We start from the raw sequence: 26,249 nt of genomic DNA on the forward strand, positions 1-26,249 counted from the left end.
AAACCTATTTAATAAAAAGTATTTGTTTATATAAATCAAATTTTCTTGTTATCGTATCATGTGATAAATATTATGTATATACCAATTTGTATAGTTTTTTTATATAAAGTTATTTTAATGTTGACTGAAACTGTATTAAAGGTTATTATGTTCTTGTTTCTATTTTATATAACTATTTAATTAATCTATACCAATAAAGCGCCAGACCTTTTATAGGTGACGAGGAATGAGTTTATCGAAAATTCGGCGGGTGACTCATAGGGATGTGCACTCTTAAAGGTAAAGACAAAAAACAAAGCAATTTGTCATACAAAACTTTGCCTAAGCAAATAAATAGAAACAACTATTTTAAAAGAAAGTTGGAATAATAAATGTGTGGAATAGTTGGAGTAATCGGTCATAACCGAGCGAAAGATATTTTATTAACAGGATTAGAAAAATTAGAATATAGAGGGTATGATTCAGCAGGGATTATGGTAGCAGATGATTCGACTGCTTACTTAGTTAAAACACCGGGTCGTGTGAGTGAGCTAAGAGCTTTAGCTAATAACGTTCCTGAAGGTCATATTGGAATCGGCCATACACGTTGGGCGACTCATGGCGTGCCAAACGTTGAAAATGCACACCCACATCAATCAACCAGTGAAAAATTTTGTTTAGTACATAATGGGGTTATCGAAAATTATTTGGAATTAAAAAATGATTATCTATCAGAAATAGCCTTAAAAGGTGATACTGATAGTGAGATTGTTGTTGAATTAGTAGATTATTTTTATCGTCAAGGAAACTCTTCCTTTGAAGCGTTTAAAGCAGCCTTAGATAAGGTAGAAGGGTCTTATGCCATTGCTTTAATGGATGTTGAAGATAATAACACATTATACTTGGCAAAAAATAAAAGTCCATTATTAATTGGTATTGGTGAAGAGTGTCATTTCGTAGGTAGTGACGCAATGGCAATGATTAATGAAACCAATCAATTTATTGAAATTAAAGATGGCGAGCGTATTAAATTAACACCAAGTACGTTAACAATATTTGATGAGGAAGGAAATACAGTAAGTCGTGAACCATTTGTGGCTGATATAGATGCCACAGACACAGAAAAAGGCTTGTACCCTCACTACATGTTAAAAGAAATTGATGAACAACCTAGTGTCATGAGAAAGTTAATTTCTGAGTATTTAACAGAAGATGGCGTATCAACCATTGATGATGAAATGGTGTCTCATATGACCTCTAGTGATCGTATTTATATCGTTGGATGTGGGACAAGTTGGCATGCCGGCTTAGTTGGGAAAAAAATCATTGAAGAGTTAACAAATATTCCAGTTGAAGTTCACTTGGCTAGTGAAATGGGTTATGATATGCCAATTTTATCAGAAAAACCTTTCTTCATATTCTTAACCCAAAGTGGTGAAACAGCAGATAGTCGCCAAGTGTTAGTTAAAGTGAATGAGTTGAACTTACCATCACTAACGATTACGAATGTTAAAGGATCAACTTTATCTCGTGAAGCGACTTATACGTTATTGCTGCATGCAGGTCCAGAAATTGCGGTTGCATCAACAAAAGCTTATACATCTCAAATTGCAGTTATTGCTTATTTAGCACAAGCAATGGGTATGAAAAAAGGCATAGAACTAGCTAAAAACATTGATTTAGCTCATGAAATGGCGATTATCGCATCAGTAATGGATTCAATGATTAGTGAAAAAGAATTAATCGCAAACTTAAGTGAATCTTTCTTGGGTCACACTCGCAATGCCTTTTTTATTGGACGTGGTTTAGACTATGCCGTATCTATGGAAGCTGCGCTTAAATTAAAAGAAATTTCATACATTCAAGCTGAAGGATTTGCTGCGGGCGAATTAAAACATGGAACGATTGCATTGATTGAAGAGGGCACACCTGTTATCGCTATTATCACAGATGAGAAAACAGCGAGTCATACGCGTGGAAATGCCAAAGAAGTTGAAAGTCGTGGGGCTAATGTTTTAACTATTTCTCTTGAAAATGTTGCTCATGAAGGTGATGAGTTAGTATTGTTACCAGTTCATGAACTACTAACACCACTAGTTAGTGTGGTGCCTTTACAATTATTAGCATACTATGCAAGTTTACAAAGAGGGTTAGATGTTGACAAACCTCGTAACTTAGCTAAAAGTGTCACAGTAGAATAATCGATTAAACCAACTTTCTTGATAGAAGGTTGGTTTTTTTATGGTATGATAAATAAAAAAAGGGTGGTTAAAATGAAAAAATAAAAGGGTTGGTTTTAATAGGTATCATGATGTGTTTTATAATTGCATTAACAGCTTGTTCAACTAATAAGAATGAAGTAACATCTGCTCAAATTACGTCGGTTGTGAATAATAAAGAGGGATTACAAGAAAATGCTTTTTATAATTTTAATAATGGTAAGTTGGATGTGATGATTAGTTATTCACCATTTGAAAATCCAAATACTAGTCCTTCAGATTCTAATTATGATAAAAAGTTAGATGAAGTCATCGCTAATTTAAACAAAGAATTTCCAAATGAGAACATGACAAAAGACAATTTTGACAATAAATTAGAAAAAACATTTAAAAATGTTACAGTTACAGTAGATAAAGAAAAGAAAAAAGTGACCATTGATGGAAAAGATGTGAAAAAGACATTTACTATGTCAGATACCAATGACAAACGATTGATTGATGATTTTGGTAATGAGTATGAACTGAATTGTAGTGAATGATTTGTTTAAAAAAATCAAGTAAAGAAGGTATTATTAGCTATTTTCTTCCAGTATTTTAAAGGATCTATCACATAAAAACCAGTCTAAGAGAAAATCTCTTAAACTGGTTTTTTAGTCTTCAATATTTGTTTGTAAGAAGGATGTTTCACTATAATTAATCCCTTGACGAAGTTGGTTTGCCATAGTATTTGAAATACGACCTTGTTCAAGTAAGGCTTGGATCATGCCACGTTCTTCATCAAGTACGCGTAAAAAGTAATCTTGATACAATTCTTGATAGCTTAGCTCTTGGACTAGATGATAGTGCTCAATACGATGAACTTTACTTTGATATTCCATCATCAACTGGTTTAGAATATTATATCTTACAGCAAAATACTTATCTGATCTGTTTAGATTATTTTGGCAATCACTTAGCATACTAATAGTAGCTTCAGAACTTTGTACTTCAAGGAGTGTAATTTTCTTTATATTCTCTAATTGATAAGTTTCTGGTTGTCGTTTCAAAAACATATGATAGACGAGTTTTTTTGTTTTCTTTTGTGCTTTATATAAGTATTGTTGCATCATAATCGCAAAGTTACTTGAGTGAGCGCGTTGTTTGTATTTTAACATTTTTAAATAGTTCTTTTCGATGTTTTTAGGAATATCTAGTGTAGGAAGCTGTTCCATCACTTTTTTTGTTTCATATTCGGCAGTTAAATGTCGGTATTCTATTTCGAGTTGGTAATAGATTTCGTTTGATGTGTAATCATCATCTAAGTAAAGAAACCGTAATTGTTTATCTAAATCTTGTAAAATATCATTGATTATTAATTCATTTTCAGGTGTTAATTCTTGCTGTAAACAATGTATCGCTTGTTTTGTAATGAGCTTTCTAGCTTCGATTTCTGGTAATTCAGATGTGTCGCATAATGTGTCAATTGACTCTTGAAGTGTTTCATCACCTGTTAGGACTAGACGTTTCTTTTGCTTAGTGAATATAGGTAAAGTGATGACTGCAACGAGTAAACTCATTAAAATAACGCCACTAGCTAAAAAGATGATGAGGTATCTTTCTTGGAAGAGGTTTCCATCTGGTAAAAAGAAGGGAATAGATAGCACCATCGCCATTGTAACTGCCCCTCTAACACCAGTTAGTCCAGTCAGTACTGCTACGGAAAATTTTGGTTTTAATTCCAATGTTTTTTTTGATTTTAAATAGTCATACCACATGTAAGTATAGGACCAAAATGTACGAATACTCATCAAAATCACCCAAACAATTATCACATAAAGAATGAGTAACCCATTATTTATGCTAGGGTCCACGATTGCTGCTCGCATAGCATAAGGCAAAGTTGAACCAAGTACAACAAACACAATACCGTTTAATAAATAAATAATGATATCCCATAATTTATTGGTGACAATTTTAATTTCAGAGAAACGTCCCCTAAACAAAGGCTCTTGCTGAATAGATAGTACCCCAGCAACAACAACACCAATAACACCTGAGGCATGGAGCATCTCTGCGGCGATAAAAATGATAAAAGGTGTCATAACTTGTAAAGAAGAGTGAAGAATCACATCTTGAATGCCTTGTCTAAGTAAACTACGTTGGACTAAGTAAATCATTTTGTTAATTAAATAGCCAACAATGACACCGATTAAAGTCATATAGATAAAATCACCTGTTGCTTGTTTTAAAGAAAAATAACCTGTTAAAAACGCGGCAAGTGCATATTTAAATGCAATTAAGCCACTCGCATCATTAATAAGACTTTCGCCACTAATCAACGTCATGATCTTTTTGGGTAATTTCACTTGTTCAGCGATTCCTTGTACAGCTACCGGGTCTGTTGGTGATAAGACTGCAGCAAGGGCAAAAGCAAGCGGTAAACTTACTTGAGGGATAAAAACATTGATTAATAAACCACCCGCAATTGTGGTTAAAAAGACTAATAAAATTGCATTTGCAAAAATTGGCGTTCGTAATTCCCACAGCTCTCTTTTAGGGAAATGTTTGGCATCGCTATATAAAAGCGGTGCCACAAACAACAGCATAAACCAATCTGTTTGTAATTCAATATTTATATGTAAAAATAACGCAACAATGACACCGACACCGATTTCTATCAAAGCAGTCGGGATTGATACGAGATAATGACTGATAATATTAGATATAATAACAAGTATTATAAATAAAATAGTCGCTTCTAAAACGGCCATTTGTTCACCTCCATTTTTTATTATATTATTAAGTATAGCAAAAATATGTACAAATAATAGTCTTTTTTAATAAAATTGTGTTAATATTTGAAGTTTGTTAACAAACTTACACTATTGTTCGTTTAAATAAACATATTTACATGTTACTCTATTATTAAGGAAATTGAGAAAAAGAAAGTAGGCTATACAATGTTAGAAATAAATAATATAACAAAAAGTTATGGTACCAAAGAACTGCTCTTTCAAGCACTAAAAGGGGTATCATTATCTGTTGAAGACGGGGAATTTGTTGGTATTATGGGTCCTTCTGGTAGTGGAAAGTCAACTCTTTTAAACATGATAGGAACGATTGATAAGCCATCTTCGGGTGGATTGATGATTGACGGGATTAATCCCTCAGAATTGACTCAAGAAGACTTAGCAAAATTTAGACGAAATGAATTAGGTTTTGTCTTTCAAGATTTTAATTTAATGCCAACGCTGACTGTTGGTGAAAATATTGTCTTACCATTAACACTCGATGGAGAAAAAGTTAATATAATGACAAAAAAATTAAACGATATTTCAGAAATATTAGGCATTGATTCTCTTTTAACTAAGCGAATTGCTAACATATCTGGTGGACAAGCTCAGCGAGTGGCAATTGCTAGGGCGATGATTCATCAACCTAAGTTATTACTAGCTGATGAGCCAACAGGAAATCTTGACACAAAGGCTTCAAAAGATGTTATGCGGTTGTTATCTGATTTAAATGAAAGATTAAACTCAACAATTTTGATGGTAACTCATGATGCATTTGCCGCGAGTTATTGCAGACGAATTATTTTTATTAAGGATGGTGAATTAACGGATGAGATTCATCGTCATGGCACTCAAAGTGAGTTTTATGATGATATTTTAGTAAACTTGAAGCAGTTAGAAGGTGAAGCCGATGACTTTTAAGGATTTTATTTTTAAGAATACCATGCGTAATAAATCGTTGTATTTGGCTTATTTCTTGAGCACGTTAACAACGGTTATGACGTTTTTTGCGTTTTCTGTGTTTTCTAATCATCCAATCCTTCAATCATCTGACATGAATCAAGTTGTTGTGGTTGGAATGAATGTTGCATCAGCCATCATTTATCTTTTTTCTTTTTTTTATGTCTTATACTCAATGGATATCTTCTTACAGTCCAGAAAAAAAGAGTTTGGATTGTTATTAATTCAAGGAATGTCTCCAAAACAACTAAGAAAAATGGTGTTCCAAGAAAATATGATTGTTGGATTTTTTGCCACAGTAATTGGGATGTTAGTTGGCTTAATATTTTCACAAATACTGTTGCTTTTAAGTAAATCAATACTAGGAATTTATCTGCCATTTTATTTTCCATTAACATCCATAATTATGACGTTTATTGCATTTACTTTGCTATTTGTTATTATTTCATTTTTCATCCAATTTAAAATTCCAAAAATGGACGTGCAAGAATTATTAAAAAGTGATGAGTTAGGAAAAGGGTTATTAAAACCATCAAAAATTAAATCATTACTGGCTATCTTAATGATAGGGCTAGGATACTTTATTGCCTTAAATGTTAAGGGAGTACAAGTGGCTATTGTGTTGATTCCTGTTACAGCATTAGTTATTTTAGGGAGCCATTTTCTTTTTAGCCAATTTAGTGTGTTAATGATTTCTTTTTTTAAGAAGAGAAAAGATCGTTTTTGGAAAAAAACAAATATGTTGGTTTATTCTGATTTAGGATTTCGTATGAAAGACAATGCTCGCTCATTTTTCTTAGTCTCAGTGATTACGACTGTTGCGTTTGCAGCTATTGGTTCTTTAACTGGATTTAAAGAAATGAGTTATTCATCGGCTAATGCAATGACCTATGATTTTTATTTATCTGATATTGATGGAAAAAAAGAGGAGTTAGCTAAAAGTTTGGAGGCTGTCCAGACTGAAGTCGATAATCAGTCATTAGACATGACAGAACTTCGCATGAAGATTGTTAATGTCCCATCAACCGAAAAGCTAAACGGTTACCGAGTGATAAGTAATTCCACTTATAATGAATTGGCTAACTTTATTGGCAATAAAAAATTAGTGGATGATAATAAAACTTACCGAGTAGATGCTAAAAATAGTCGCTTACAATCTAACTATAAACAACATTATTTAAAAGAATTACCTGTTCCAGATAATGAGCCAGTTAGTGTGGAAAATTTATCTGTTGAAAAAGAGGTAATACCAGGTTTTCAAAATGTTTATGTTGTTCCAAAACTTGTGTACCAATCTTATATTAAAACATATGGTGTTCAACAAGAAATAGGATGGTTGGCAGATAAAAAAACACATGGTAAACAAGTTTCAGTTGCGAATCGTTTAGAAGATATTGAAGGGTTGCAAAGTAAAGCATTAATCATCCAATCCATTACTGATATTTATACGCCAGTCTTGTTTGTTGGATTTTTTATTGGGGCTATTTTCTTTGTTTCAGCAGGTAGTTTTTTATATTTTAGATTATATAGCGATATGGCTGTTGACACAGAAAAATTTAAGATTGTGTATAAATTAGGGTTTAGTCGAAAAGAGATGAAAAAAACCGTATATAAACAAGTAGCTATTTTATTCTTTACACCAATCATTGTTTCTAGTATTCATGGCTTAGTTGCATTAAAAGCAATGTACGCTATGTTTGACGAAACCATTCAATCAACTGCTTTTGTCGTTATTGGTGCTTTTATCATGATTCAGCTTGTTTACTATTTAGTCGCACGCGAGTTTTATTTTAGAAAACTGTATCATGAGATAACCTCAGATTAAAAAATATCCCAGAGACCAATATGTGGTTTTCTGGGATATTTCTTTTATTTATAACTTTCCATAATGGTATCAATACCCGAAATAGTCGCATATCGAAAGCCGTTTTTTTCTAAAGCAACAACTCCTTTAATAGTTGTTCCACCAGGAGACGTTACTTGGTCTTTTAGTTCTCCGGGATGTTTTTGTGACTCTAATAGTAAATTTGCTGAACCACTCACCATCTTGGCCGCAACATTATATGCTAACTCTCTATCCATACCATACATCACTGCAGAGTCACCAAGCGCCTCCATAAATACATCAACAAATGCCGGACCGCAACCTGCCAAGGTACCAAAAATATCGATTTTATCTGCTGTGATTTCTTCTACAGATCCAAGAATATTCAAAGTATCATGTACGAGTTCTTTTTGTTTTTCTGTTATAGAGTCAGCGTAAACGATGCCAGTTATCCCTTGATTGATTTGAACAGGTGTATTAGGTATGGCTTGGGCAACTGGATAGTTTTCACCTAATGCTTTTTGCATCTCTTTAACAGGAACACCAGCAGAGACTGAAATAATAGGGATTCCTGATGTTAAAACAGATTTTAAATCATTGATAACAGGTAATATAATAGGTGTTTTAACTGCTAGAAAAATAATATCAACTTGATTAAAATCAGATAATTCAGTGGTTAGATGAAACGGAATATCTTTTTGTAAGTCAGTTGCAGTGTTTCCGCGTCCTCCTTTTACTAGTAAATCAGTTGGTTGGATTTTTTGTGAATGTACCCAACCTTTTATCATAGCGCCGCCCATATGACCAGCACCGAAAATACCAATTTTCATGATAGTACCATCCTTTGTTTTTATTTTATAGTTATTTAAAGTATAGAGCTAAAAATATTTAATGACAACTAATATCATACTATATCGCTTTATGATATACTAAATTAAATTTAAATAAAAGGAGTGGGTTGGGTGGAGTTAGTGGTACAAAATGTGGTAAAAAAGTTTGACGATAAATTAATTTTAGATTCAGCAAGTTTTACTTTTGAAAAGGGAAAAATTTATGGTCTTTTAGGAAGAAATGGGGCAGGAAAAACAACTCTGTTTAATTGTATTTCGCAAGATTTATCGATAGATTCAGGGGACATCCAAATAAGTGATGATGGTGATTTGCATTATTTTTCAGATTTAGAAGTGGGGTTAGTGCATGCGACACCAACTGTACCAGATTTCATGACGGGTTATGAGTTTATTAAATTTTTCATTGATATGAATAAAGAAAAAATGTTACATGTCAGAACACCTGATGAGTATTTGGCCAAAGTAGGGATAAAAAAGGAGGATAGACATCGTTTATTAAAAGACTATTCCCATGGGATGAAAAATAAAGTGCAAATGATTGCGACGATGATGGTGCAACCACCTATCCTATTATTAGACGAGCCGTTGACTAGTTTTGATGTGGTCGCAGCGCATGAGATGAAAGAATTGATATTATCCATAAAAAAAGATTCTGTTGTGATTTTTTCTACGCATATTTTACAATTAGCACAAGACTTATGTGATGAAATCGTGGTCTTACATAATGGTAAACTTACTGGTTTTGATCCGAGTAAAATTCACACGAATAGTTTTGAATCAGATATTGTCGCAATGTTATCTGATGATGTGATAGAAGAAGTTGTCGTAGATGGTGATGCCCATGATCAATAAAGTTAAGCCAATACTAAGTGAGTATTTTTCCTTTCAGTTATTTAAAGGAACGACATTTGTTAATGGGTTGTTCTATTTTATCGGTAGAATACCACTCATTGGAAAATTTGTTCCAGTGAGAATGGTCTACGCTGATTATCCTTTAAAAAGAGTTTTTACGTTAATTAAGTTACTTATTTCATTAGCGATTAAAATCACAATTGGCATTGTTCCGTTTTTTATTAGTCTATTTTTATCTAATGTGGTCTTCAAATCGTTTAACTTAACCAGTGTTGATATCTGGTTGCTGGTTTTTGCTTGGTATCTACCGTTATTTGGTGCATTATTTTCCTTACCTGATAAAAAAGAAGTCCTATTTGTTGTCAACTTTCGATTAAATAAGGCGTCTTATTTAAAACGAATGTCGATGTTAATACTTGTGGGAGATTTAGTAATTATCGGGTTTGCTTTGCCTATTTTGAGTAAATCAAACAACTTACCAGTACTTTTAACAACATTATTTGGTCTAAGTGTATACTTAGTATCTAATGCATTATGGATGAGAGTTGATTTGCCGCTATCACTGAAACATAAACAATGGACAATGAAAGTTATACTCTTAGTAGCGATGTTTGCTGTGACACTTGGTGTGATGTTGACCATCCTGTCTCCGATAATGAAACTATTATTTGCTCATCCGCTCATTATTGTGGGACTCATCATTATTAATTGTGTATTGAGTTGGTATTTGATTAAAAGTTACTGGCATTATGAGTCTTTTTTATCAGTTGTAGGGAAAAAATTTAAAAGTGCTATGTACTTTTTTGAAGCGGATGATATGGAGCTAAAAAATAAGACAACAAACTTTACTGAGGGAGTCGGACTGACTAAAAAAATGAGTATTGACGAAAATGTGTCGTTTGAGCATTTGTCTGGTAATGCTTATCTTAATGCGTTGTTTTTTAGTCGCTTTAAAAAAGGGCTCAGTCGAGGAGTTATCATTAAACTTGCTATCATTAGCACTATCGGATTAATTCTTATTGTTGTCAGTCAATTTTTTCCCATGCTCTCAGGTCTATCAGAACTAGAATCATTTATGTATCGATTAGTACCATCTCTTTTCTTTGTTTTATATTTAACGTCTGTTGGAAAAAGTGTGGTTCAAAGTTTGTTTATGAACTGTGATATTTCTATGCTATCGTTTCCCTTCTATCGAACAAAAGAAGCTATCATTAGTGGATTTTTTGTGCGATTTAAAAAAATTCTTTACTACAATAGCCTTGTAAACGGTACGTTACTATTTTGGCTCGTTCTATTTAATTTGATAGTCATGGGGATACGCTCAATTTATTTAATTGGTCTTGTCCTTTTAGTGATGATTAGTTTGACCTTGCTTTTTTCATTTCACGAGTTGTTTGTTTATTATATCCTTCAACCTTTTACCAGTGATTTTGAAGTAGTCAATCCAGTTTATAAAGCAGTGAATGGTATATTCTATTTATTTGCTTATATTAATTTACAACTAAAAACAACTGGTCTTTACTATGCGTTAGGTTTATCGATTGTGTCACTATTGTATGTTGGGATTGGTTTAATGGTCATAAAAAAAGTAGCACCAAAAACATTCAAATTAAAAAATTAAATGTTTACACTTGTTTTCTATTTCTAAAGGTGTTATAACTATACATATAGATAAATAAAAGATAATTGTTGAGAAAGACACCGATATATGAGGGCTATCTGACAGGGAGGAAAACATTATTGAGAGTTTTCTAGATAAGTGCATGTGTTGACCACTTTCGAAAGTTGAGTTGAAACTTGACCGGTCGTACCGTTAACACGCTAGAGGAGACATGTAGTAGTGTCTTAAATATTAGGTGGAACCACGATGATTCGTCCTAGTAGGTCGTTATGACTTACTAGGGCTTTTTTTATTTAAACAATTAAAAGGAGACGATAGTATGATTAACATTACTTTTCCAGATGGCGCTGTCAAAGAATTTGAGAGTGGCTCATCAACATTAGATATTGCAAAAAGTATCAGTAATTCTTTAGCTAAAAAAGCATTAGCAGGTAAATTAAATGGTGAGTTGATTGATTTAGAGAGACCAATCGAAGTTGATGGTTCAATTGAAATCGTGACACCAGACCATGAAGATGCGTTAGGAATTTTACGTCATTCAACAGCTCATTTAATGGCAAATGCCATGAAACGTTTGTATCCAAATATCCACTTTGGTGTTGGTCCAGCGATTGAAAATGGTTTTTACTATGACACTGACAATGGCGAAAATGTTATCTCTGAAGAAAATTTAGAAGCAATTGAAAAAGAGATGATGGCGATTGTAAAAGAAAATAACCCAATCGTTCGCAAAGAAATTTCTCGTGCCGATGCTTTAGAGTTGTTTAAAGAAGACCCATATAAAGTGGAATTAATTACTGACTTACCAGAAGATGAAGTGATTACAGTTTATGAGCAAGGTGGCTTTGTTGATTTATGTCGTGGGGTGCATGTGCCATCTACTGGTCGTATCCAAATCTTCAAATTATTATCGGTTGCTGGAGCATACTGGAGAGGAAACTCTGATAACCATATGATGCAACGTGTTTACGGAACAGCATTCTTTGATAAAAAAGCCTTAAAAGAATACATCAAAATGCGTGAAGAAGCGAAAGAACGTGACCATAGAAAGTTAGGTAAAGAATTAGACTTATTTATGTTAAGTCCTGAAGTTGGCTCTGGCTTACCATTCTGGTTACCAAAAGGTGCAACAATTCGTCGTACAATCGAGCGCTACATCACTGATAAAGAAATCAGCTTAGGCTATCAACACGTATACACACCAATCATGGCAAATGTGGAATTTTACAAAACATCTGGTCATTGGGATCATTACCATGAAGACATGTTCCCACCGATGGACATGGGGGACGGTGAAATGTTAGTATTGCGTCCAATGAACTGCCCACACCACATGATGGTTTATAAAAACGATGTTCATAGTTACCGTGAATTACCAATTCGTATTGCTGAGCTTGGTATGATGCACCGTTATGAAAAATCAGGTGCGTTATCAGGATTGCAACGTGTGCGTGAAATGACATTAAATGATGGTCATACATTTGTTCGTCCAGATCAAATCAAAGATGAATTCAAACGTACATTAGAATTAATGGTTGCCGTGTATGAAGATTTCAATATTACAGATTATCGTTTCCGTTTAAGTTACAGAGACCCAGAAAATACTGAAAAATACTTTGATGATGATGAGATGTGGGAAAGAGCTCAAACAATGCTGAAAGAAGCGATTGATGAATTAGGTTTAGAATACTTTGAAGCAGAAGGCGAAGCGGCGTTCTACGGACCTAAACTTGACGTGCAAGTAAAAACTGCCTTAGGAATGGAAGAAACATTATCTACTATCCAGTTAGACTTCTTATTACCTGAACGTTTTGACTTAACTTATGTTGGACAAGATGGCGAAAACACTCATCGTCCAGTCGTTATTCACCGTGGTATCGTGTCGACAATGGAACGTTTTGTGGCTTACTTAACTGAAGTATACAAAGGAGCATTCCCAACTTGGTTAGCACCCGTTCAAGGAACAATCATTCCAGTTAACTTAGACTTACATAGTGACTATGCGTTTGAAATCAAAGAACAACTAAATAGTTTAGGCTTACGTTTTGAAGTGGATGATCGTAATGAAAAAATGGGTTACAAGATTCGTGAATCTCAAACTCAAAAAATTCCATATCAAATCGTTGTGGGAGATAAAGAGTTAGACAACGGTGAAGTCAATGTCCGTAAATACGGAAGCAAAGAAACTGAAACAGTGAAATTACCATTATTTGTTGAATCAGTGGTTGCCGAAGTGAAAAACTACAGTAAATAGTACAAAAGAAAGACCAAGTCGATTGCGATTTGGTCTTTTGCTTATTTAAGAGCACTCTCTAAATCAGTAATTAAATCATCGCAATCTTCAATTCCACAAGATAGACGAATTAATGTGGAGGTAACGCCCATTTTGATACGTTCTTCTTCTGGCATACAGGCATGTGACATCGTCCAAGGGTAAGATAAAATGGACTCAACACCACCCAGACTGACAGCGACAATTGGAATTTGACATTTATTAAAGAAGTCTGCCACTTTGTCTTCACAACTTAATTCAAAGCTTAACACAGCACCACCAGATTGCGTTTGTGATTGATGAACATTTGCTTGAGGATGAGTTGCTAATCCAGGATAATAAACAGATTTTATTTCATTATGCTGTGATAAAAACTCGGCAATTTTAGCCGCATTTTTAACGGATTGTTCCATACGCAATCCCATTGTTTTGACCCCTCTAAGAAGTAGCCAAGCATCTTCCACACCTAAAATACTGCCTAAAGCTTTTTGATGTTTTTTCAAAATAAAATATAGTTCTTCATCATTTGTCGCGATGAGTCCAGCTAAAATATCACTGTGTCCATTAATAAATTTTGTCGCACTATGAATGACAATGTCAACGCCTAAATCAAGAGGATGTTGATGAACAGGTGTCATAAATGTGTTATCACATGCCGTTAAAATGTTGTGTGTTTGTGCTAAATGACAGACAGCTTTTAAGTCTGTAATCGTTAATAAAGGGTTCGATGGTGTTTCTAAATAAAATAATTTCGTATTTGGTTGAATGGCATTTTCCCATGCTGAAACATCAGATTCATCAACGAAAGTATGTTCCACTCCAAAACGTGTTAGAAATTCCGTCACAATCTGATAAGTGCCACCATAAATGTTTTTTCCTAAAATTAAGTGATCTCCTTGAGATAACATAAATAAAACAGAATTGATGGCGGCCATACCTGATGAAAAAGCTAAACCAAATGTTGCATTCTCAAGAGATGCGATACATTCTTCCACAGCTGTGATGGTTGGGTTACCAAATCGTGTGTAGTTGTATCCCGTGTGATGAAACACATCGTCTTGATGAAACGTGGATGTTTGATATTTTGGGATAGATGCTGCGCCAGTTTCTTTGTCTATGACAGAATAGCCGTGTAATAATTTTGTATTGATATTCATAAAACCCCTCCAATATATTTGAACAGTCATAATATAACTTGAAAGTAACACTATAATGTATGCGTTGTCAACAACTTAATTATATTTTCTATGTATTAAAAAACGTTCATATGAATAAAATTTCAAATAAATTGGCATTTTCGAGAGCATATTTTTTTAATCGAAGGATATTTTGTGTATAATGACAACTATAAATTAGGAATGGAGGATGATTATGTCGAAATTACCAAAACCCATTGGACCTTATTCTGTTTTTCGTGAGGCAGGAAATTTAGTTTTTGTTTCCGGACAAATTCCAATTGATGTTGAAACAGGAGAGATTGTTTCAGAAACAATAGAAGGTCAAGCAACACAAGTGATGGAAAATATCAAGCTGATATTAGATGAGGTTGGAGTTGATTTTAATGCCATTATTAAAACAACTTGCTTTTTACAAAATTTAGAACACTTCAACACATTTAATGACATTTACGGTAGCTATTTTACTGATAAGACGCCAGCTAGATCAGCGTTTCAAGTAGCTAAGTTACCAAAAAACGCCTTATTAGAAGTTGAATTTATTATTCAAAAATAATGTGGTGTAGGATACATAGAAGAGTCAGTTAAGACTGATAAAAAAGGAGATGATATTCATGATAGATGTTCCATTTTTCTCACAGTTTTTAAAAGTGAGTAATTTTTACACGTTGATTGCTATTGTATTGTTAGGTGGTGCAATCATGTGCTTAAGAATACTCAAAAATAGAAAAGTAAGCTTTTCAAAACGCATGATCATCGCTTTAGTTATCGGACTTGTTTTAGGAATTGGTATCGATGTGATAAGTAGTAAGAACGGAATTTATATCGATCATGCTAGAGGAGAAATATCTGCGTGGTTTGGCTTAATTGGTACAGGGTTTTTAAAACTCGTTCAGTTACTTGCGATTCCAGTTGTTTTTCTTTCTATTATAAAGGTAGTGGTGGATGTACAAGGGAATCGGATTAAAAGTTTGACGACACGAACATTCATTACATTATTAAGTACCACAGCAGTTTCAGCCATTGTTGGTATTTTAGTTGTAAAACTATATAATCTTAATGCTGTTAGTTTTGCTGGAGATTTAACTGAGCAAAAATCTGAATTTATCAATAACATTGCAGCACAAAGTTTTCCAGAGTTCTTCTTAAATTTGATTCCAAATAATATTACCAGTGTTATGGGAGATAATGGAAGTATCGTATCCGTTGTGATTATTGCAGCGATGTTTGCTAGTGCAATTCGTTTCTTGAAGGTAAAAAAACCAAAAGAAGTAGCACCTTTTGTTTCATTTTTAGATTCACTCCGAGTAACAGTGAACTCCGTTTTAACTAACGTTATTAAGTTGATGCCATATGGTGTGGTTGCACTAGTAAGTAATACAATTATTACGAATGGTGTTCAATCAATTGTTAGTATGTTAGGTTTTATTGCGGCATTATATACTGGTGTTATCATCATGCTTCTTGTATATGTGGTTATTCTTCTATTTATGGGAGTTAATCCTGTGACATTTTACAAGAAAGCATTCACCACGTTATTGTTTGCTTTCTCATCTCGTTCGAGTGTCGGAACACTACCTTACACCTTAAAAACATTGGAAGATGATATGGGCGTATCTGGCGAAACGTCAAATTTTGTGGCCACACTAGGGACAACAATTGGGATGAATGGTTGTGCGGGTGTATTCCCGGCAATGTTAGGAACTCTTGTTGCAGCAGCAGCTGGAGCGACAATGGACTTTTCATTCTTTGTATTAGTCGTTGTTGTTGTAACAGTTGGTTCAATCGGAATTGCTGGTGTACCAGGAACAGCAACTGTTGCCGCAACCGTTACATTGAATGGTTTAGGTTATGGTTCTGCTATTTCTAGTATTGGTGCCGTGTTTGGTATTGATCCGATTATTGATATGGGACGTACAATGTTAAATGTAACTGGAAGCATGGTGTCAGCTATAGTCGTTGACAAATGGGAAGGGTCATTTAATAAAGAGGCATTTAATGCCCCATCAACACCAACTGAAATAAATGAATAATTTGTAAAAGAGGCGATTATCGTCTCTTTTTTATTTTAAATTCTTCATTGCGCTAGTGAATAGCACTTCATTTTGTGATAAACTAAGTGAGCAAGTTGAATGAAGGAGATAATACATGACACAACTAAATTATGTAGTACAAGATAAAAAGGGAAGAATTGATAAAGTATTAGCTGATGTTTATACTGAGTATTCTCGTTCTCAAATCCAAAGTTGGTTAAAAGAAGAAGCAGTGAAAGTCAACGGAGACATCGTTAAAGCCAATTATAAAGTTAAAAATGAGGACGTTATTGATGTTGATGTTCCTGCACCAAAAGAATTGACATTAGACCCACAAGACATTCCCATTGAAATTGTTTACGAGGATAATGATGTTATTGTTGTAAACAAGCCTCAAGGAATGGTGGTTCATCCTTCTATGGGGCACCCTAGCGGAACGTTAGTTAATGCCTTATTATTTCATGCGGATTCGTTATCTAGTATTAATGATGTGATACGACCAGGGATTGTCCACCGAATAGATAAGGACACATCTGGATTATTAATGGTAGCTAAAAATGATGCGGCTCACATCGCTTTACAAGATGAATTAAAAGAAAGAAAAACATTAAGAAAATACGTCGCACTTGTTCATGGTGTTATTCCACATGAAAAAGGAAAGATTGATGCACCTATTGGCCGAAGCAAAGACAATCGTCAAAAACAAGCCATTGTCGCAGATGGGAAAGAAGCAGTGACGCATTTCACGGTGTTAGAAAGATTTTTAGATTATACATTGATTGAATGTGTTCTTGAGACAGGTCGTACGCATCAAATTCGCGTGCATATGGATTACATAGGTTATCCGATTGTTGGCGATCCTTTATATGGTCCAAAGAAAACCATTAAAGGAAATGGGCAGTTCTTACATGCTAAAACGTTAGCCTTCACTCATCCAACAACAGGTGAGTTGATGACGTTTGATTCTGAGTTGCCAGAAATATTTAAAAAAACTTTAAAAGAAATCGAAAATAATGATTGATATTTGTTGGTTGCTACGTTATACTCAGTACAATAAAACAGAATAGTCCTTTAAGAGTAGTCCAGAGAGGCTAAGAAGGAGCGTGTAATATTTTTAGATAGGGATAAGTGTATCCTTATATAATTGTGACTAAACACAAACCTCTTAACTCTCATGGGTAAGAGGTTTTTTTGTTGGAAAAATAAGGGGGAAAGACATTGACTGAAAAGGTAGTGGTTGATGAAATGACAATGAAACGAGCATTGACACGTATCACGTATGAGATTATCGAACGTCATAAAGGCATTGATGATATTGTGTTAATTGGAATTAAAACACGTGGCATTTATTTAGCCAATCGTATAGCCGATCGCTTAAAACAACTTGAGGGAAAAGACATTCCGGTTGGAGAATTAGACATTACATTATACAGAGATGATAACCATGTTAACGAACATGATACACCAGAAGTTCATGCATCAAATATTCCATTTTCAATTGAAAACAAAGAAGTTATTTTAGTGGATGACGTGATTTATACAGGGAGAACCATTCGTGCCGCACTGGATGCGATTATGGACATTGGTCGTCCTGAAAAAATTTCACTTGCCGTTTTAGTCGATAGAGGACACAGAGAATTACCCATTCGTGCAGATTATGTTGGGAAAAACATTCCAACCTCAAAAGATGAACAAATTATTGTTTCTGTAAAAGAATACGATGATAAAGATGAAATAAAAATCAAACAACTTAATTAAATAAGCTTTTTAATCGAGTACAGAGAGACTAGGAAAAGCAGTAACAATTGGTGGAAAAAGTCAAACACCAATCTGTTTTCGTGCGCCTCGTTTCTAACAATGAAACGAGGATTTTTTATTATAAAGGAGACTGTCAAATGAAAGAAAATTATAGAAACCCAGATGTTGTATTGGATATACACGATAAACCCAAAGGAATTAAATGGCTAGGTCTTAGCTTACAGCATTTGTTTACCATGTTTGGTGCAACAGTTTTGGTACCAATACTAGTAGGAATTAATCCAGGCATCGCTCTATTTAGTTCAGGTTTAGGAACAATAGTCTATTTAATCGTCACAAAAGGAAAAATACCGGCTTACTTAGGAAGTAGTTTTGCGTTTATCGCAGCGATGCAGATGTTAATGAAAGATGATGGGTATCCAGCTGTGGCACTAGGTGCGATTACAACAGGGATTGTGTACTTAATTGTGTCAGCAATTGTTAAACGAGCAGGTTCTGCTTGGTTAGATAAGTTGCTTCCAGCGATTGTGGTTGGACCAGTTGTGATGGTCATCGGTCTTGGGTTAGCAGGAAATGCTGCAAGCCAAGCAATGTATGCAGTCGGAGCAAATGGCGAACAAATTTACAGTGTAAAATACATTGCCGTCGCACTAGTAACCATGGCCTTAACAATATTTTTTAATATGTATCTTAAAGGATTTATGGGACTAATTCCAATTTTATTAGGCATTGTGTGTGGTTATTTTATCGCACTAGCAGTTGGCATTGTCGATGTTGAGCCAATTAGACAAGCAGCATGGTTTGCTTTACCTGACTTTCAAGCGCCATTTGTGACTTACACACCAAAATTTTACTTAACAGCAATTGTGACAATGGCCCCTATCGCGTTTGTGACAATGACAGAGCATATCGGTCACTTGATGGTATTAAACAAATTAACAAAACGAGATTTCTTCAAAGAGCCAGGATTAGATAAAACACTTAAAGGTGACGGATTAGCACAAATCGTCGCTGGTTTAGTCGGAGGCCCTCCTGTGACAAGTTATGGTGAGAATATCGGCGTACTAGCGATTACTCGCGTACACAGTGTGTTTGTCATCGGTGGAGCGGCAGCCTTAGCAATGGGATTAAGTTTTGTTGGAAAACTAACAGCGATTATTCAAAGTATTCCTAACCCAGTTATTGCGGGAATTAGTTTTATCCTATTCGGAGTGATTGCTTCAAGCGGATTGAAAATCTTGATTGATAATAAAATTGATTTTAACTTAAAACGTAACTTGTTGATTGCCTCAGTTATCTTAGTAGTGGGAATCGGCGGATTAACCTTCCAAGTTGGAGCAGTAGCAGTATCTGGCATGGCACTTGCCACATTGTTTGGTATCATTTTAAACCTGATTTTACCTGAGAAAGCAAAAAGTGAATTAGAATAAAAGGAGAGGCTCAAATGATTATTACATCGGAAAAGATAAGTTTAAAACATTTATTAACTGCAGAATCATTAAGCGATCAAGAAGTAATGGGATTAATTAAACGAGCACAACAATTTAAACAAGGGGCTACTTCGACGTTACCCCATCAACAATATTTTGTTGCCAATTTATTTTTTGAAAATAGCACGAGAACACACAAAAGTTTTGAAGTCGCAGAGAAAAAAATGGGCATCGATGTAATAGAGTTTGATGCAAAAACAAGTTCTGTTTCAAAAGGAGAATCACTTTATGATACGGTGCTAACCATGTCAGCTATCGGTGTGCAAGCCTGTGTGATTCGTCACTGGGAAGAAGATTACTACAATGAATTAATTCAAAGTAAAACCATCACCACCTCAATTATTAATGGGGGAGATGGAAGTGGAAATCATCCCACACAATGCTTACTCGATCTTTTAACCATTTACGAGGAGTTTGGTCATTTTGAAAACTTAAATATTGCGATTTGTGGGGATTTAACACACTCACGAGTAGCAAACTCAAATATGAAAATGTTAAAACGTCTTGGAGCTAATCTTTATTTTTGTGGTCCAGAAGAATGGTACAACAAAAAATATGAGGCTTATGGAACTTATTTACCAATAGATGAGGTATTAGATAAAGTTGATGTTATGATGATGCTCCGTGTTCAACACGAACGTCACGATGATAGTGAAAGTTTTTCTAAAGAAGAGTATCATCAGCAACATGGTTTAACGAATGAACGAGCAACAAAAATGAAAGAAAAAGCAATTATCATGCATCCAGCACCAGTCAATCGGGATGTGGAGTTGGCAGATGAGTTGGTTGAAAGCTATCAGTCACGGATTACGCAACAAATGACAAATGGTGTTTTTATGAGAATGGCAATCTTAGAAGCAATATTACAAGGAAAATCATAGGAGGAGACAGATGAACACATTAATTAAAAATGGGCGAGTGGTAACAAGCAGAAATCAGTTGATTCCAGTAGATGTATGGATAGAAAATGAAAAAATTAAAGGGATTGGTACGTTTGATGACTTATCAACTAATTTTGATAAAGTAGTGGATGCAAAAAATGGATTAATTACACCAGGTTTTGTGGATGTTCATGTACATTTTAGAGAACCAGGATTCGAGTATAAAGAAACTATCGAAACAGGAAGTCGTTCAGCTGCTAAAGGTGGATTTACAACAGTCTGTGCTATGCCGAATCTTAATCCAGTGCCAGATACACCAGAGCTTTTAACTGAGATGTATCAACGAATCGAAAAAGACAGTGTGGTTAATATCTTACAGTATGCTCCTATTACTAAAGAGTTAAACACAGAAGAATTAGTTGATTTTAAGGGATTAAAAAAAGCAGGAGCCTTTGCATTTACTAATGACGGTGTTGGTGTTCAAACTGCTGGTGTGATGTATGAAGCAATGAAAGAAGCAGCTGCACTTGATATGGCAATCGTTGCACATACTGAAGATGAAAGTTTACTGTTTGGTGGTGTGATGCACTTAGGAGAAAAATCAAAAGAACTAGGTTTACCCGGTATTATGAGTGCAACAGAATCATCACAAATTGCAAGAGATGTGTTATTAGCAAAAGAAACAGGCGTACACTACCATGTATGCCATGTATCGACTAAAGAAAGTGTCGAAGTGATTAGACAAGCGAAAAAGAACGGTATTCACGTGACATGCGAAGTGTGCCCACATCACTTGATCATGACAGATGGTGATATTACACATGATCATGGTTACTTTAAAATGAATCCGCCATTAAGAGCAAGTGATGATCAACTAGCATTAATTGACGGGTTGCTTGATGGTACGATTGATTGTATCGCAACAGACCATGCACCACATGGACATGATGAAAAAAATCAAAGTATGATAAAGTCACCTTTTGGTATTGTGGGAAGCGAAACGGCATTTTCTTTAATGTACACTCACTTTGTTGAAACAAATCGCTTTACATTAGAGCAAGTGGTGTATTGGCTAACAGAAGCTCCCTCAAAAATATTTAATTTAGAAACTGGCTCACTAAATATAGGAGCAGATGCTGATATTGCCATCTTTGATTTAGATAAAGAAGTGGTGATACCGGAAGAATTTGTATCAAAATCACACAATACACCATTTAGCGGTGAAAGAGTTAAAGGTGATACGTTATACACATTTGTAAAAGGTCAAATGGTTTGGAATAAAGAGGAGGTATAAGGGTATGAAACGATTGTTAATCTTGGAAGATGGAACGTGTTATGAGGGTGAAGGATTTGGCGCTTCAAACTCTGCAACAGGGGAATTAGTATTTACAACGGGAATGAGTGGGTATCAAGAAATGATGACAGACCCAAGTTTTAAAGGTCAAATTTTATTATTTACATACCCAACAATTGGAAATTATGGGATTAATCGAGATGATTTTGAATCCATGTCTCCAGCATGTTCTGCTGTTGTTGTAAGAGATGTTGCTAGAGTCGCATCAAATTGGCGCTCACAAGCAACATTGGATGAGTTCCTAAAAGATAAAGGTGTTCCGGGGATCAGTGGGATTGACACTCGTGCCTTAACCAAAAAAATTCGTGAAAAAGGAGCCATGAAGGCAAGCATTATTGACGTTGTGCCAGACTTGCATCATGCGTATGATCAACTTAGAGCAACTGTGCTATCATCAACACAAGTTCAAGCAGTATCAACAGCCAAGCCATATAGTATTCCAGGAACTGGGGCAAATGTGGTCATTATAGATTTTGGTATGAAGCAAAGTATCTTGCGTGAATTAATTAAAAGAGAGTGTCACATCACTGTGGTTCCTTATGACACAACCGCAAAAGAGATTTTATCTTATCGTCCAGATGGCGTGATGCTATCAAATGGGCCTGGTAATCCTAAAGACTTACCACTGGCATTAAAAACAATTTTAAAACTTCAGGAAGTTGTTCCAATCTTTGGTATTTGTTTAGGACATCAATTATTAAGTTTAGCTAATGGGGCAGATACGTATAAAATGCGTTTTGGTCATCGAGGTGGCAATCATGCTGTTCGTGAGATTGCTTCTGACTTAGTTTACTTTACATCTCAAAATCATGGGTATGCGGTGTCATTAGATAGTCTTGATACCACAGAATTGATGTTAACACATATTGATATTAACGATGGATCGGTTGAGGGTGTGAAACATAAACATCATCCGGCATTTTCCGTGCAATTCCATCCGGATGCTGCACCTGGGCCACATGATGCAGAGTCAATTTTTGATGAGTTTATTGAATTAATGGAAAACTGGGGGAACGAACATGCCTAAAAGAGACGATATTAAAAAAATACTAGTGATTGGATCAGGTCCAATCATCATCGGACAAGCAGCAGAATTTGATTACGCCGGGACACAAGCATGCCTTGCTTTAAAAGAAGAGGGCTATGAAGTCGTATTAATTAATTCTAACCCAGCAACCATTATGACAGACAAAGACATTGCTGATAAGGTGTATATCGAACCAATCACTCTTGAATTTGTCACAAAAATCTTACGTAAAGAAAGACCAGATGCGATTTTACCAACTTTAGGTGGGCAAACAGGCTTAAATATGGCTATTGAACTAAATGATAAAGGTATTTTAGAAGAACTTGGGATAGAGCTTTTGGGAACGAAGATAAGCGCCATTGATCAAGCAGAGGATAGAGATTTGTTTAAACAATTAATGGAAGAACTTAATGAACCAATTCCTGAAAGTGTGATTGTTCATACAGTAGAAGAAGCTGTAGCGTTTGGCCGTGACATTGGTTACCCATTAATTGTACGTCCAGCATTTACTTTAGGTGGAACAGGTGGCGGTATGTGTGATGATGAAGAGTCACTTATTGCTATTACGAAAAATGGAATCAGCTTATCTCCTGTTAACCAATGTTTAATTGAAAAAAGTATTGCAGGTTACAAAGAAATTGAATTTGAAGTGATGCGCGATAAAAAAGATCAAGCCATTGTGGTGTGCCATATGGAAAACTTTGACCCAGTAGGCATTCATACAGGTGACTCAATCGTCTTTGCTCCTTGCCAAACATTATCTGATGTTGAAGTTCAGCTATTAAGAGATGCATCACTAAAAATTATTAAAGCACTAGAAATAGAAGGTGGTTGTAATGTTCAGTTAGCCTTAAACCCAAATAGTTATGAATATTATATTATTGAGGTAAATCCTCGAGTGAGTCGATCTTCCGCTCTAGCAAGTAAAGCAACAGGATTTCCGATTGCAAAAATTGCGGCAAAAATTGCAGTAGGTTTAACACTCGATGAAATGAAAAATCCAGTGACACAAACGACTTATGCGATGTTTGAACCAGCACTTGATTATGTGGTTTCAAAAATTCCGCGTTGGGCCTTTGATAAGTTTGAACACGGAGATAGATTATTAAGTACCCAAATGAAAGCAACCGGAGAAGTGATGGCGTTAGGTCGTACGATAGAAGAATCATTACTAAAAGCAGTGAGATCTTTAGAGATTGGGTTACATCATATTGACTCAGAAGAATCAAAAGACCTGTCAGATGATGAGTTAATCAAACAAATGGTGGAAGCAAAAGATGACCGTTTATTCAGAGTAGCTGAAGGAATTAGACGAGGAATGTCTATCAAAGATATTGCCCAATACACAAAAATTGATATCTTTTTCTTAGATAAAATTAAACGAATCATAGAATTGGAAACATTAGTATCAGAAAAACCAAAAAACTTAGAAACATTAAAAGAAGCTAAACGTTATGGAATAGCTGATAGTGTGATTGCAACGTTATGGGGCACCTCAACAGAAGAAGTATTAAGTTTAAGAAAAGAGTATGGCATCTTACCGGTTTATAAAATGGTGGACACATGTGCTGGAGAATTCGCTTCGGAAACCCCATACTTCTATAGTACTTATGAAGAAGAAAACGAAAGTGTAAGAACGGATAAAGAATCGGTTATCGTATTGGGCTCAGGTCCAATACGTATCGGTCAAGGGGTAGAATTTGATTATGCAACAGTGCATTCGGTGAAAGCCATTCAAGAAGAAGGGTACGAAGCAATCATCATTAATAGTAATCCTGAAACCGTGTCGACAGATTTTTCTATCTCAGACAAACTATACTTTGAACCGTTAACGTTAGAAGATGTCTTAAATGTGGTTGAGTTAGAACAGCCTAAAGGGGTAATTGTTCAATTTGGTGGACAAACAGCGATAAACTTAGCTGAAGGTTTAACACAGCATGGTATTAAAATCATTGGTACAACGTTAGAAGATTTAGACAGAGCAGAAAACCGTGATAAGTTTGAACATGCTTTACAAGAATTAGGTATTCCACAACCTGAAGGAGCTACTGCGACAAATGAATCTGACGCGATAGCCATTGCAGAAAGAATTGGTTATCCAGTGTTAGTTCGCCCAAGTTATGTTTTAGGTGGTCGTGCGATGGAGATTGTGTGGAGTACCAAAGACTTAAAACGTTACATGGTTGAAGCGGTAAAAGCCTCACCAGAGCACCCAATCTTAATAGACCGCTACGTGGTTGGAGTAGAGTGTGAAGTGGATGCGATATGTGATGGTCAAGATGTATTAATCCCTGGTATAATGGAACATATCGAGCGAGCTGGTGTGCATTCGGGTGACTCAATGGCAGTGTATCCTCCACAAACCATCTCTCAACGAGTGATTGATAAGATTGTTGACTACACTCAAAAATTAGCAAGAGGGTTAAACTGTAAGGGGATTATGAACATCCAATTCATTGCGCAAGATGAAGAAGTGTTTGTGATTGAAGTGAATCCGCGTGCCAGTCGAACTGTGCCGTTTTTAAGTAAAGTGACAGATATTCCAATGGCAAAACTTGCGACACAATTAATTTTAGGCCACACTTTAAAAGAATTCGGGTATGAGCCTGGATTGTATAAAGAAAGTCCAATGGTTCATGTGAAAGCCCCGGTGTTCTCATTTGCAAAATTACATGAGGTGGATACTCAATTAGGACCAGAAATGAAATCGACAGGTGAGGTCATGGGAACGGATCAAACAATGGAAAATGCTCTTTACAAAGCGTTTGAAGCAAGTGGCATGCACTTACCCGACTACGGCAATGTTCTGTTTACTATTTCGGATGATGCAAAAGAAGAAGCACTAATTTTAGCTAAACGTTTTTCTGATATCGGCTACGGTATATTGGCAACAGAAGGGACGAGTAACTATTTAAGAGAGCATGATTTAGTCGTTGAAACTGTCGCAAAAATTGCTGATACGACTAATTACAATGTGATTGATAGCATTAGAACAGGTAAAGTCAGCTTAGTGATTAACACCACTGGAAATAGCGCTAAAGAAACTTCGGACGGATTTAGAATTCGCCGAACTGCTGTAGAAAATGGTGTGCCTTTGATGACATCACTAGATACGGCAGAAGCGATTTTGAAAGTACTAGAAGCTAGAAGTTTTACAGCAATATCATTATAAAAAGGGAGA

The 26,249-nt window shown here is 35.2% G+C and carries 19 protein-coding genes; 16 read left to right on the forward strand and 3 right to left on the reverse strand.

Annotated features, from left to right (window positions below):
* Positions 1-371 precede the first annotated feature (371 nt).
* On the forward strand, positions 372-2,180 hold the full coding sequence (gene glmS / locus JNUCC83_RS03830; protein ID WP_454460900.1) for a glutamine--fructose-6-phosphate transaminase (isomerizing): 1,809 nt from the start codon (positions 372-374) through the stop codon (positions 2,178-2,180).
* Between the two features lie 110 nt (positions 2,181-2,290).
* Positions 2,291-2,737: a hypothetical protein gene (locus tag JNUCC83_RS03835; RefSeq protein WP_454460901.1), complete on the forward strand. Its 447-nt coding sequence runs from the start codon at positions 2,291-2,293 to the stop codon at positions 2,735-2,737.
* A 111-nt stretch (positions 2,738-2,848) separates the two neighbouring features.
* Here the strand turns inward: JNUCC83_RS03835 and JNUCC83_RS03840 are convergent, their stop codons facing one another.
* Positions 2,849-4,948 carry a Na+/H+ antiporter gene (locus JNUCC83_RS03840; RefSeq protein WP_454460902.1) on the reverse strand — a complete coding sequence of 700 codons (2,100 nt, stop codon included), beginning with the start codon at positions 4,946-4,948 and terminating at the stop codon, positions 2,849-2,851.
* 189 nt (positions 4,949-5,137) lie between these two features.
* Between JNUCC83_RS03840 and JNUCC83_RS03845 the strand changes: the two genes are divergently transcribed.
* On the forward strand, positions 5,138-5,890 hold the full coding sequence (locus JNUCC83_RS03845; RefSeq protein ID WP_454460903.1) for an ABC transporter ATP-binding protein: 753 nt from the start codon (positions 5,138-5,140) through the stop codon (positions 5,888-5,890).
* Complete coding sequence (locus JNUCC83_RS03850) at positions 5,880-7,754, forward strand: ABC transporter permease (RefSeq protein WP_454460904.1); 1,875 nt, start codon at positions 5,880-5,882, stop codon at positions 7,752-7,754. The genes JNUCC83_RS03845 and JNUCC83_RS03850 overlap by 11 nt, the downstream gene beginning before the upstream one ends.
* Positions 7,755-7,798: 44 nt before the next feature.
* Here the strand turns inward: JNUCC83_RS03850 and proC are convergent, their stop codons facing one another.
* On the reverse strand, positions 7,799-8,584 hold the full coding sequence (gene proC, locus JNUCC83_RS03855) for a pyrroline-5-carboxylate reductase (protein WP_454460905.1): 786 nt from the start codon (positions 8,582-8,584) through the stop codon (positions 7,799-7,801).
* Positions 8,585-8,716: 132 nt separating this feature from the next.
* Between proC and JNUCC83_RS03860 the strand changes: the two genes are divergently transcribed.
* The 3 genes from JNUCC83_RS03860 (at position 8,717) to thrS (ending at position 13,332) form a co-directional block, all read left to right on the forward strand.
* Positions 8,717-9,457, forward strand: a complete 741-nt coding sequence (locus tag JNUCC83_RS03860) for an ABC transporter ATP-binding protein (RefSeq protein WP_454460906.1) — start codon at positions 8,717-8,719, stop codon at positions 9,455-9,457.
* Complete coding sequence (locus tag JNUCC83_RS03865) at positions 9,447-11,078, forward strand: hypothetical protein (RefSeq protein ID WP_454460907.1); 1,632 nt, start codon at positions 9,447-9,449, stop codon at positions 11,076-11,078. The genes JNUCC83_RS03860 and JNUCC83_RS03865 overlap by 11 nt, the downstream gene beginning before the upstream one ends.
* 319 nt (positions 11,079-11,397) lie before the next feature.
* Positions 11,398-13,332 (forward strand): threonine--tRNA ligase, encoded by a 1,935-nt coding sequence (thrS, locus tag JNUCC83_RS03870; protein WP_454460908.1) that lies wholly within the window; start codon positions 11,398-11,400, stop codon positions 13,330-13,332.
* A 41-nt stretch (positions 13,333-13,373) separates the two neighbouring features.
* Here the strand turns inward: thrS and JNUCC83_RS03875 are convergent, their stop codons facing one another.
* Positions 13,374-14,507, reverse strand: a complete 1,134-nt coding sequence (locus tag JNUCC83_RS03875; protein WP_454460909.1) for a trans-sulfuration enzyme family protein — start codon at positions 14,505-14,507, stop codon at positions 13,374-13,376.
* 214 nt (positions 14,508-14,721) lie between these two features.
* Here JNUCC83_RS03875 and JNUCC83_RS03880 point away from each other — a divergent pair, with 214 nt between their 5' ends.
* The 9 genes from JNUCC83_RS03880 (at position 14,722) to carB (ending at position 26,240) form a co-directional block, all read left to right on the forward strand.
* A complete protein-coding gene (locus JNUCC83_RS03880; protein WP_454460910.1) occupies positions 14,722-15,081 on the forward strand; it encodes a Rid family detoxifying hydrolase in 360 nt (119 codons plus the stop codon).
* Positions 15,082-15,139: 58 nt separating this feature from the next.
* On the forward strand, positions 15,140-16,558 hold the full coding sequence (locus JNUCC83_RS03885; protein ID WP_454460911.1) for a cation:dicarboxylate symporter family transporter: 1,419 nt from the start codon (positions 15,140-15,142) through the stop codon (positions 16,556-16,558).
* 115 nt (positions 16,559-16,673) lie between these two features.
* On the forward strand, positions 16,674-17,579 hold the full coding sequence (locus JNUCC83_RS03890; protein WP_454460912.1) for an RluA family pseudouridine synthase: 906 nt from the start codon (positions 16,674-16,676) through the stop codon (positions 17,577-17,579).
* A 197-nt stretch (positions 17,580-17,776) separates the two neighbouring features.
* Positions 17,777-18,316, forward strand: a complete 540-nt coding sequence (gene pyrR, locus JNUCC83_RS03895; RefSeq protein ID WP_454460913.1) for a bifunctional pyr operon transcriptional regulator/uracil phosphoribosyltransferase PyrR — start codon at positions 17,777-17,779, stop codon at positions 18,314-18,316.
* A gap of 137 nt (positions 18,317-18,453) precedes the next feature.
* The gene (locus JNUCC83_RS03900; RefSeq protein ID WP_454460914.1) at positions 18,454-19,746 is read left to right on the forward strand and encodes a solute carrier family 23 protein; all 1,293 of its coding nucleotides are present in this window, start codon (positions 18,454-18,456) and stop codon (positions 19,744-19,746) included.
* Between the two features lie 14 nt (positions 19,747-19,760).
* Positions 19,761-20,687 carry an aspartate carbamoyltransferase catalytic subunit gene (locus JNUCC83_RS03905; RefSeq protein ID WP_454460915.1) on the forward strand — a complete coding sequence of 309 codons (927 nt, stop codon included), beginning with the start codon at positions 19,761-19,763 and terminating at the stop codon, positions 20,685-20,687.
* Between the two features lie 10 nt (positions 20,688-20,697).
* On the forward strand, positions 20,698-21,981 hold the full coding sequence (pyrC, locus tag JNUCC83_RS03910; RefSeq protein ID WP_454460916.1) for a dihydroorotase: 1,284 nt from the start codon (positions 20,698-20,700) through the stop codon (positions 21,979-21,981).
* A gap of 4 nt (positions 21,982-21,985) precedes the next feature.
* Positions 21,986-23,068, forward strand: coding sequence for a carbamoyl phosphate synthase small subunit (locus JNUCC83_RS03915; RefSeq protein WP_454460917.1), 1,083 nt, complete (start codon positions 21,986-21,988; stop codon positions 23,066-23,068).
* Positions 23,061-26,240 (forward strand): carbamoyl-phosphate synthase large subunit, encoded by a 3,180-nt coding sequence (gene carB / locus JNUCC83_RS03920; RefSeq protein WP_454460918.1) that lies wholly within the window; start codon positions 23,061-23,063, stop codon positions 26,238-26,240. The genes JNUCC83_RS03915 and carB overlap by 8 nt, the downstream gene beginning before the upstream one ends.
* Positions 26,241-26,249 lie beyond the last annotated feature (9 nt).

It is taken from the genome of Vagococcus sp. JNUCC 83 (genome assembly GCF_053667615.1).

Bases quoted from the DNA above. Each gene is read 5' to 3' on its own strand.
- thrS (WP_454460908.1), top strand. From the start codon at position 11,398: ATGATTAACATTACTTTTCCAGATGGCGCTGTCAAAGAATTTGAGAGT.
- JNUCC83_RS03880 (WP_454460910.1), top strand. From the start codon at position 14,722: ATGTCGAAATTACCAAAACCCATTGGACCTTATTCTGTTTTTCGTGAG.
- JNUCC83_RS03905 (WP_454460915.1), top strand. From the start codon at position 19,761: ATGATTATTACATCGGAAAAGATAAGTTTAAAACATTTATTAACTGCA.
- JNUCC83_RS03845 (WP_454460903.1), top strand. From the start codon at position 5,138: ATGTTAGAAATAAATAATATAACAAAAAGTTATGGTACCAAAGAACTG.
- JNUCC83_RS03890 (WP_454460912.1), top strand. From the start codon at position 16,674: ATGACACAACTAAATTATGTAGTACAAGATAAAAAGGGAAGAATTGAT.
- JNUCC83_RS03850 (WP_454460904.1), top strand. From the start codon at position 5,880: ATGACTTTTAAGGATTTTATTTTTAAGAATACCATGCGTAATAAATCG.
- JNUCC83_RS03900 (WP_454460914.1), top strand. From the start codon at position 18,454: ATGAAAGAAAATTATAGAAACCCAGATGTTGTATTGGATATACACGAT.
- carB (WP_454460918.1), top strand. From the start codon at position 23,061: ATGCCTAAAAGAGACGATATTAAAAAAATACTAGTGATTGGATCAGGT.
- JNUCC83_RS03840 (WP_454460902.1), bottom strand. From the start codon at position 4,948: ATGGCCGTTTTAGAAGCGACTATTTTATTTATAATACTTGTTATTATA.
- pyrC (WP_454460916.1), top strand. From the start codon at position 20,698: ATGAACACATTAATTAAAAATGGGCGAGTGGTAACAAGCAGAAATCAG.
- JNUCC83_RS03875 (WP_454460909.1), bottom strand. From the start codon at position 14,507: ATGAATATCAATACAAAATTATTACACGGCTATTCTGTCATAGACAAA.
- proC (WP_454460905.1), bottom strand. From the start codon at position 8,584: ATGAAAATTGGTATTTTCGGTGCTGGTCATATGGGCGGCGCTATGATA.
- JNUCC83_RS03885 (WP_454460911.1), top strand. From the start codon at position 15,140: ATGATAGATGTTCCATTTTTCTCACAGTTTTTAAAAGTGAGTAATTTT.
- JNUCC83_RS03865 (WP_454460907.1), top strand. From the start codon at position 9,447: ATGATCAATAAAGTTAAGCCAATACTAAGTGAGTATTTTTCCTTTCAG.
- JNUCC83_RS03835 (WP_454460901.1), top strand. From the start codon at position 2,291: ATGTGTTTTATAATTGCATTAACAGCTTGTTCAACTAATAAGAATGAA.
- glmS (WP_454460900.1), top strand. From the start codon at position 372: ATGTGTGGAATAGTTGGAGTAATCGGTCATAACCGAGCGAAAGATATT.
- JNUCC83_RS03915 (WP_454460917.1), top strand. From the start codon at position 21,986: ATGAAACGATTGTTAATCTTGGAAGATGGAACGTGTTATGAGGGTGAA.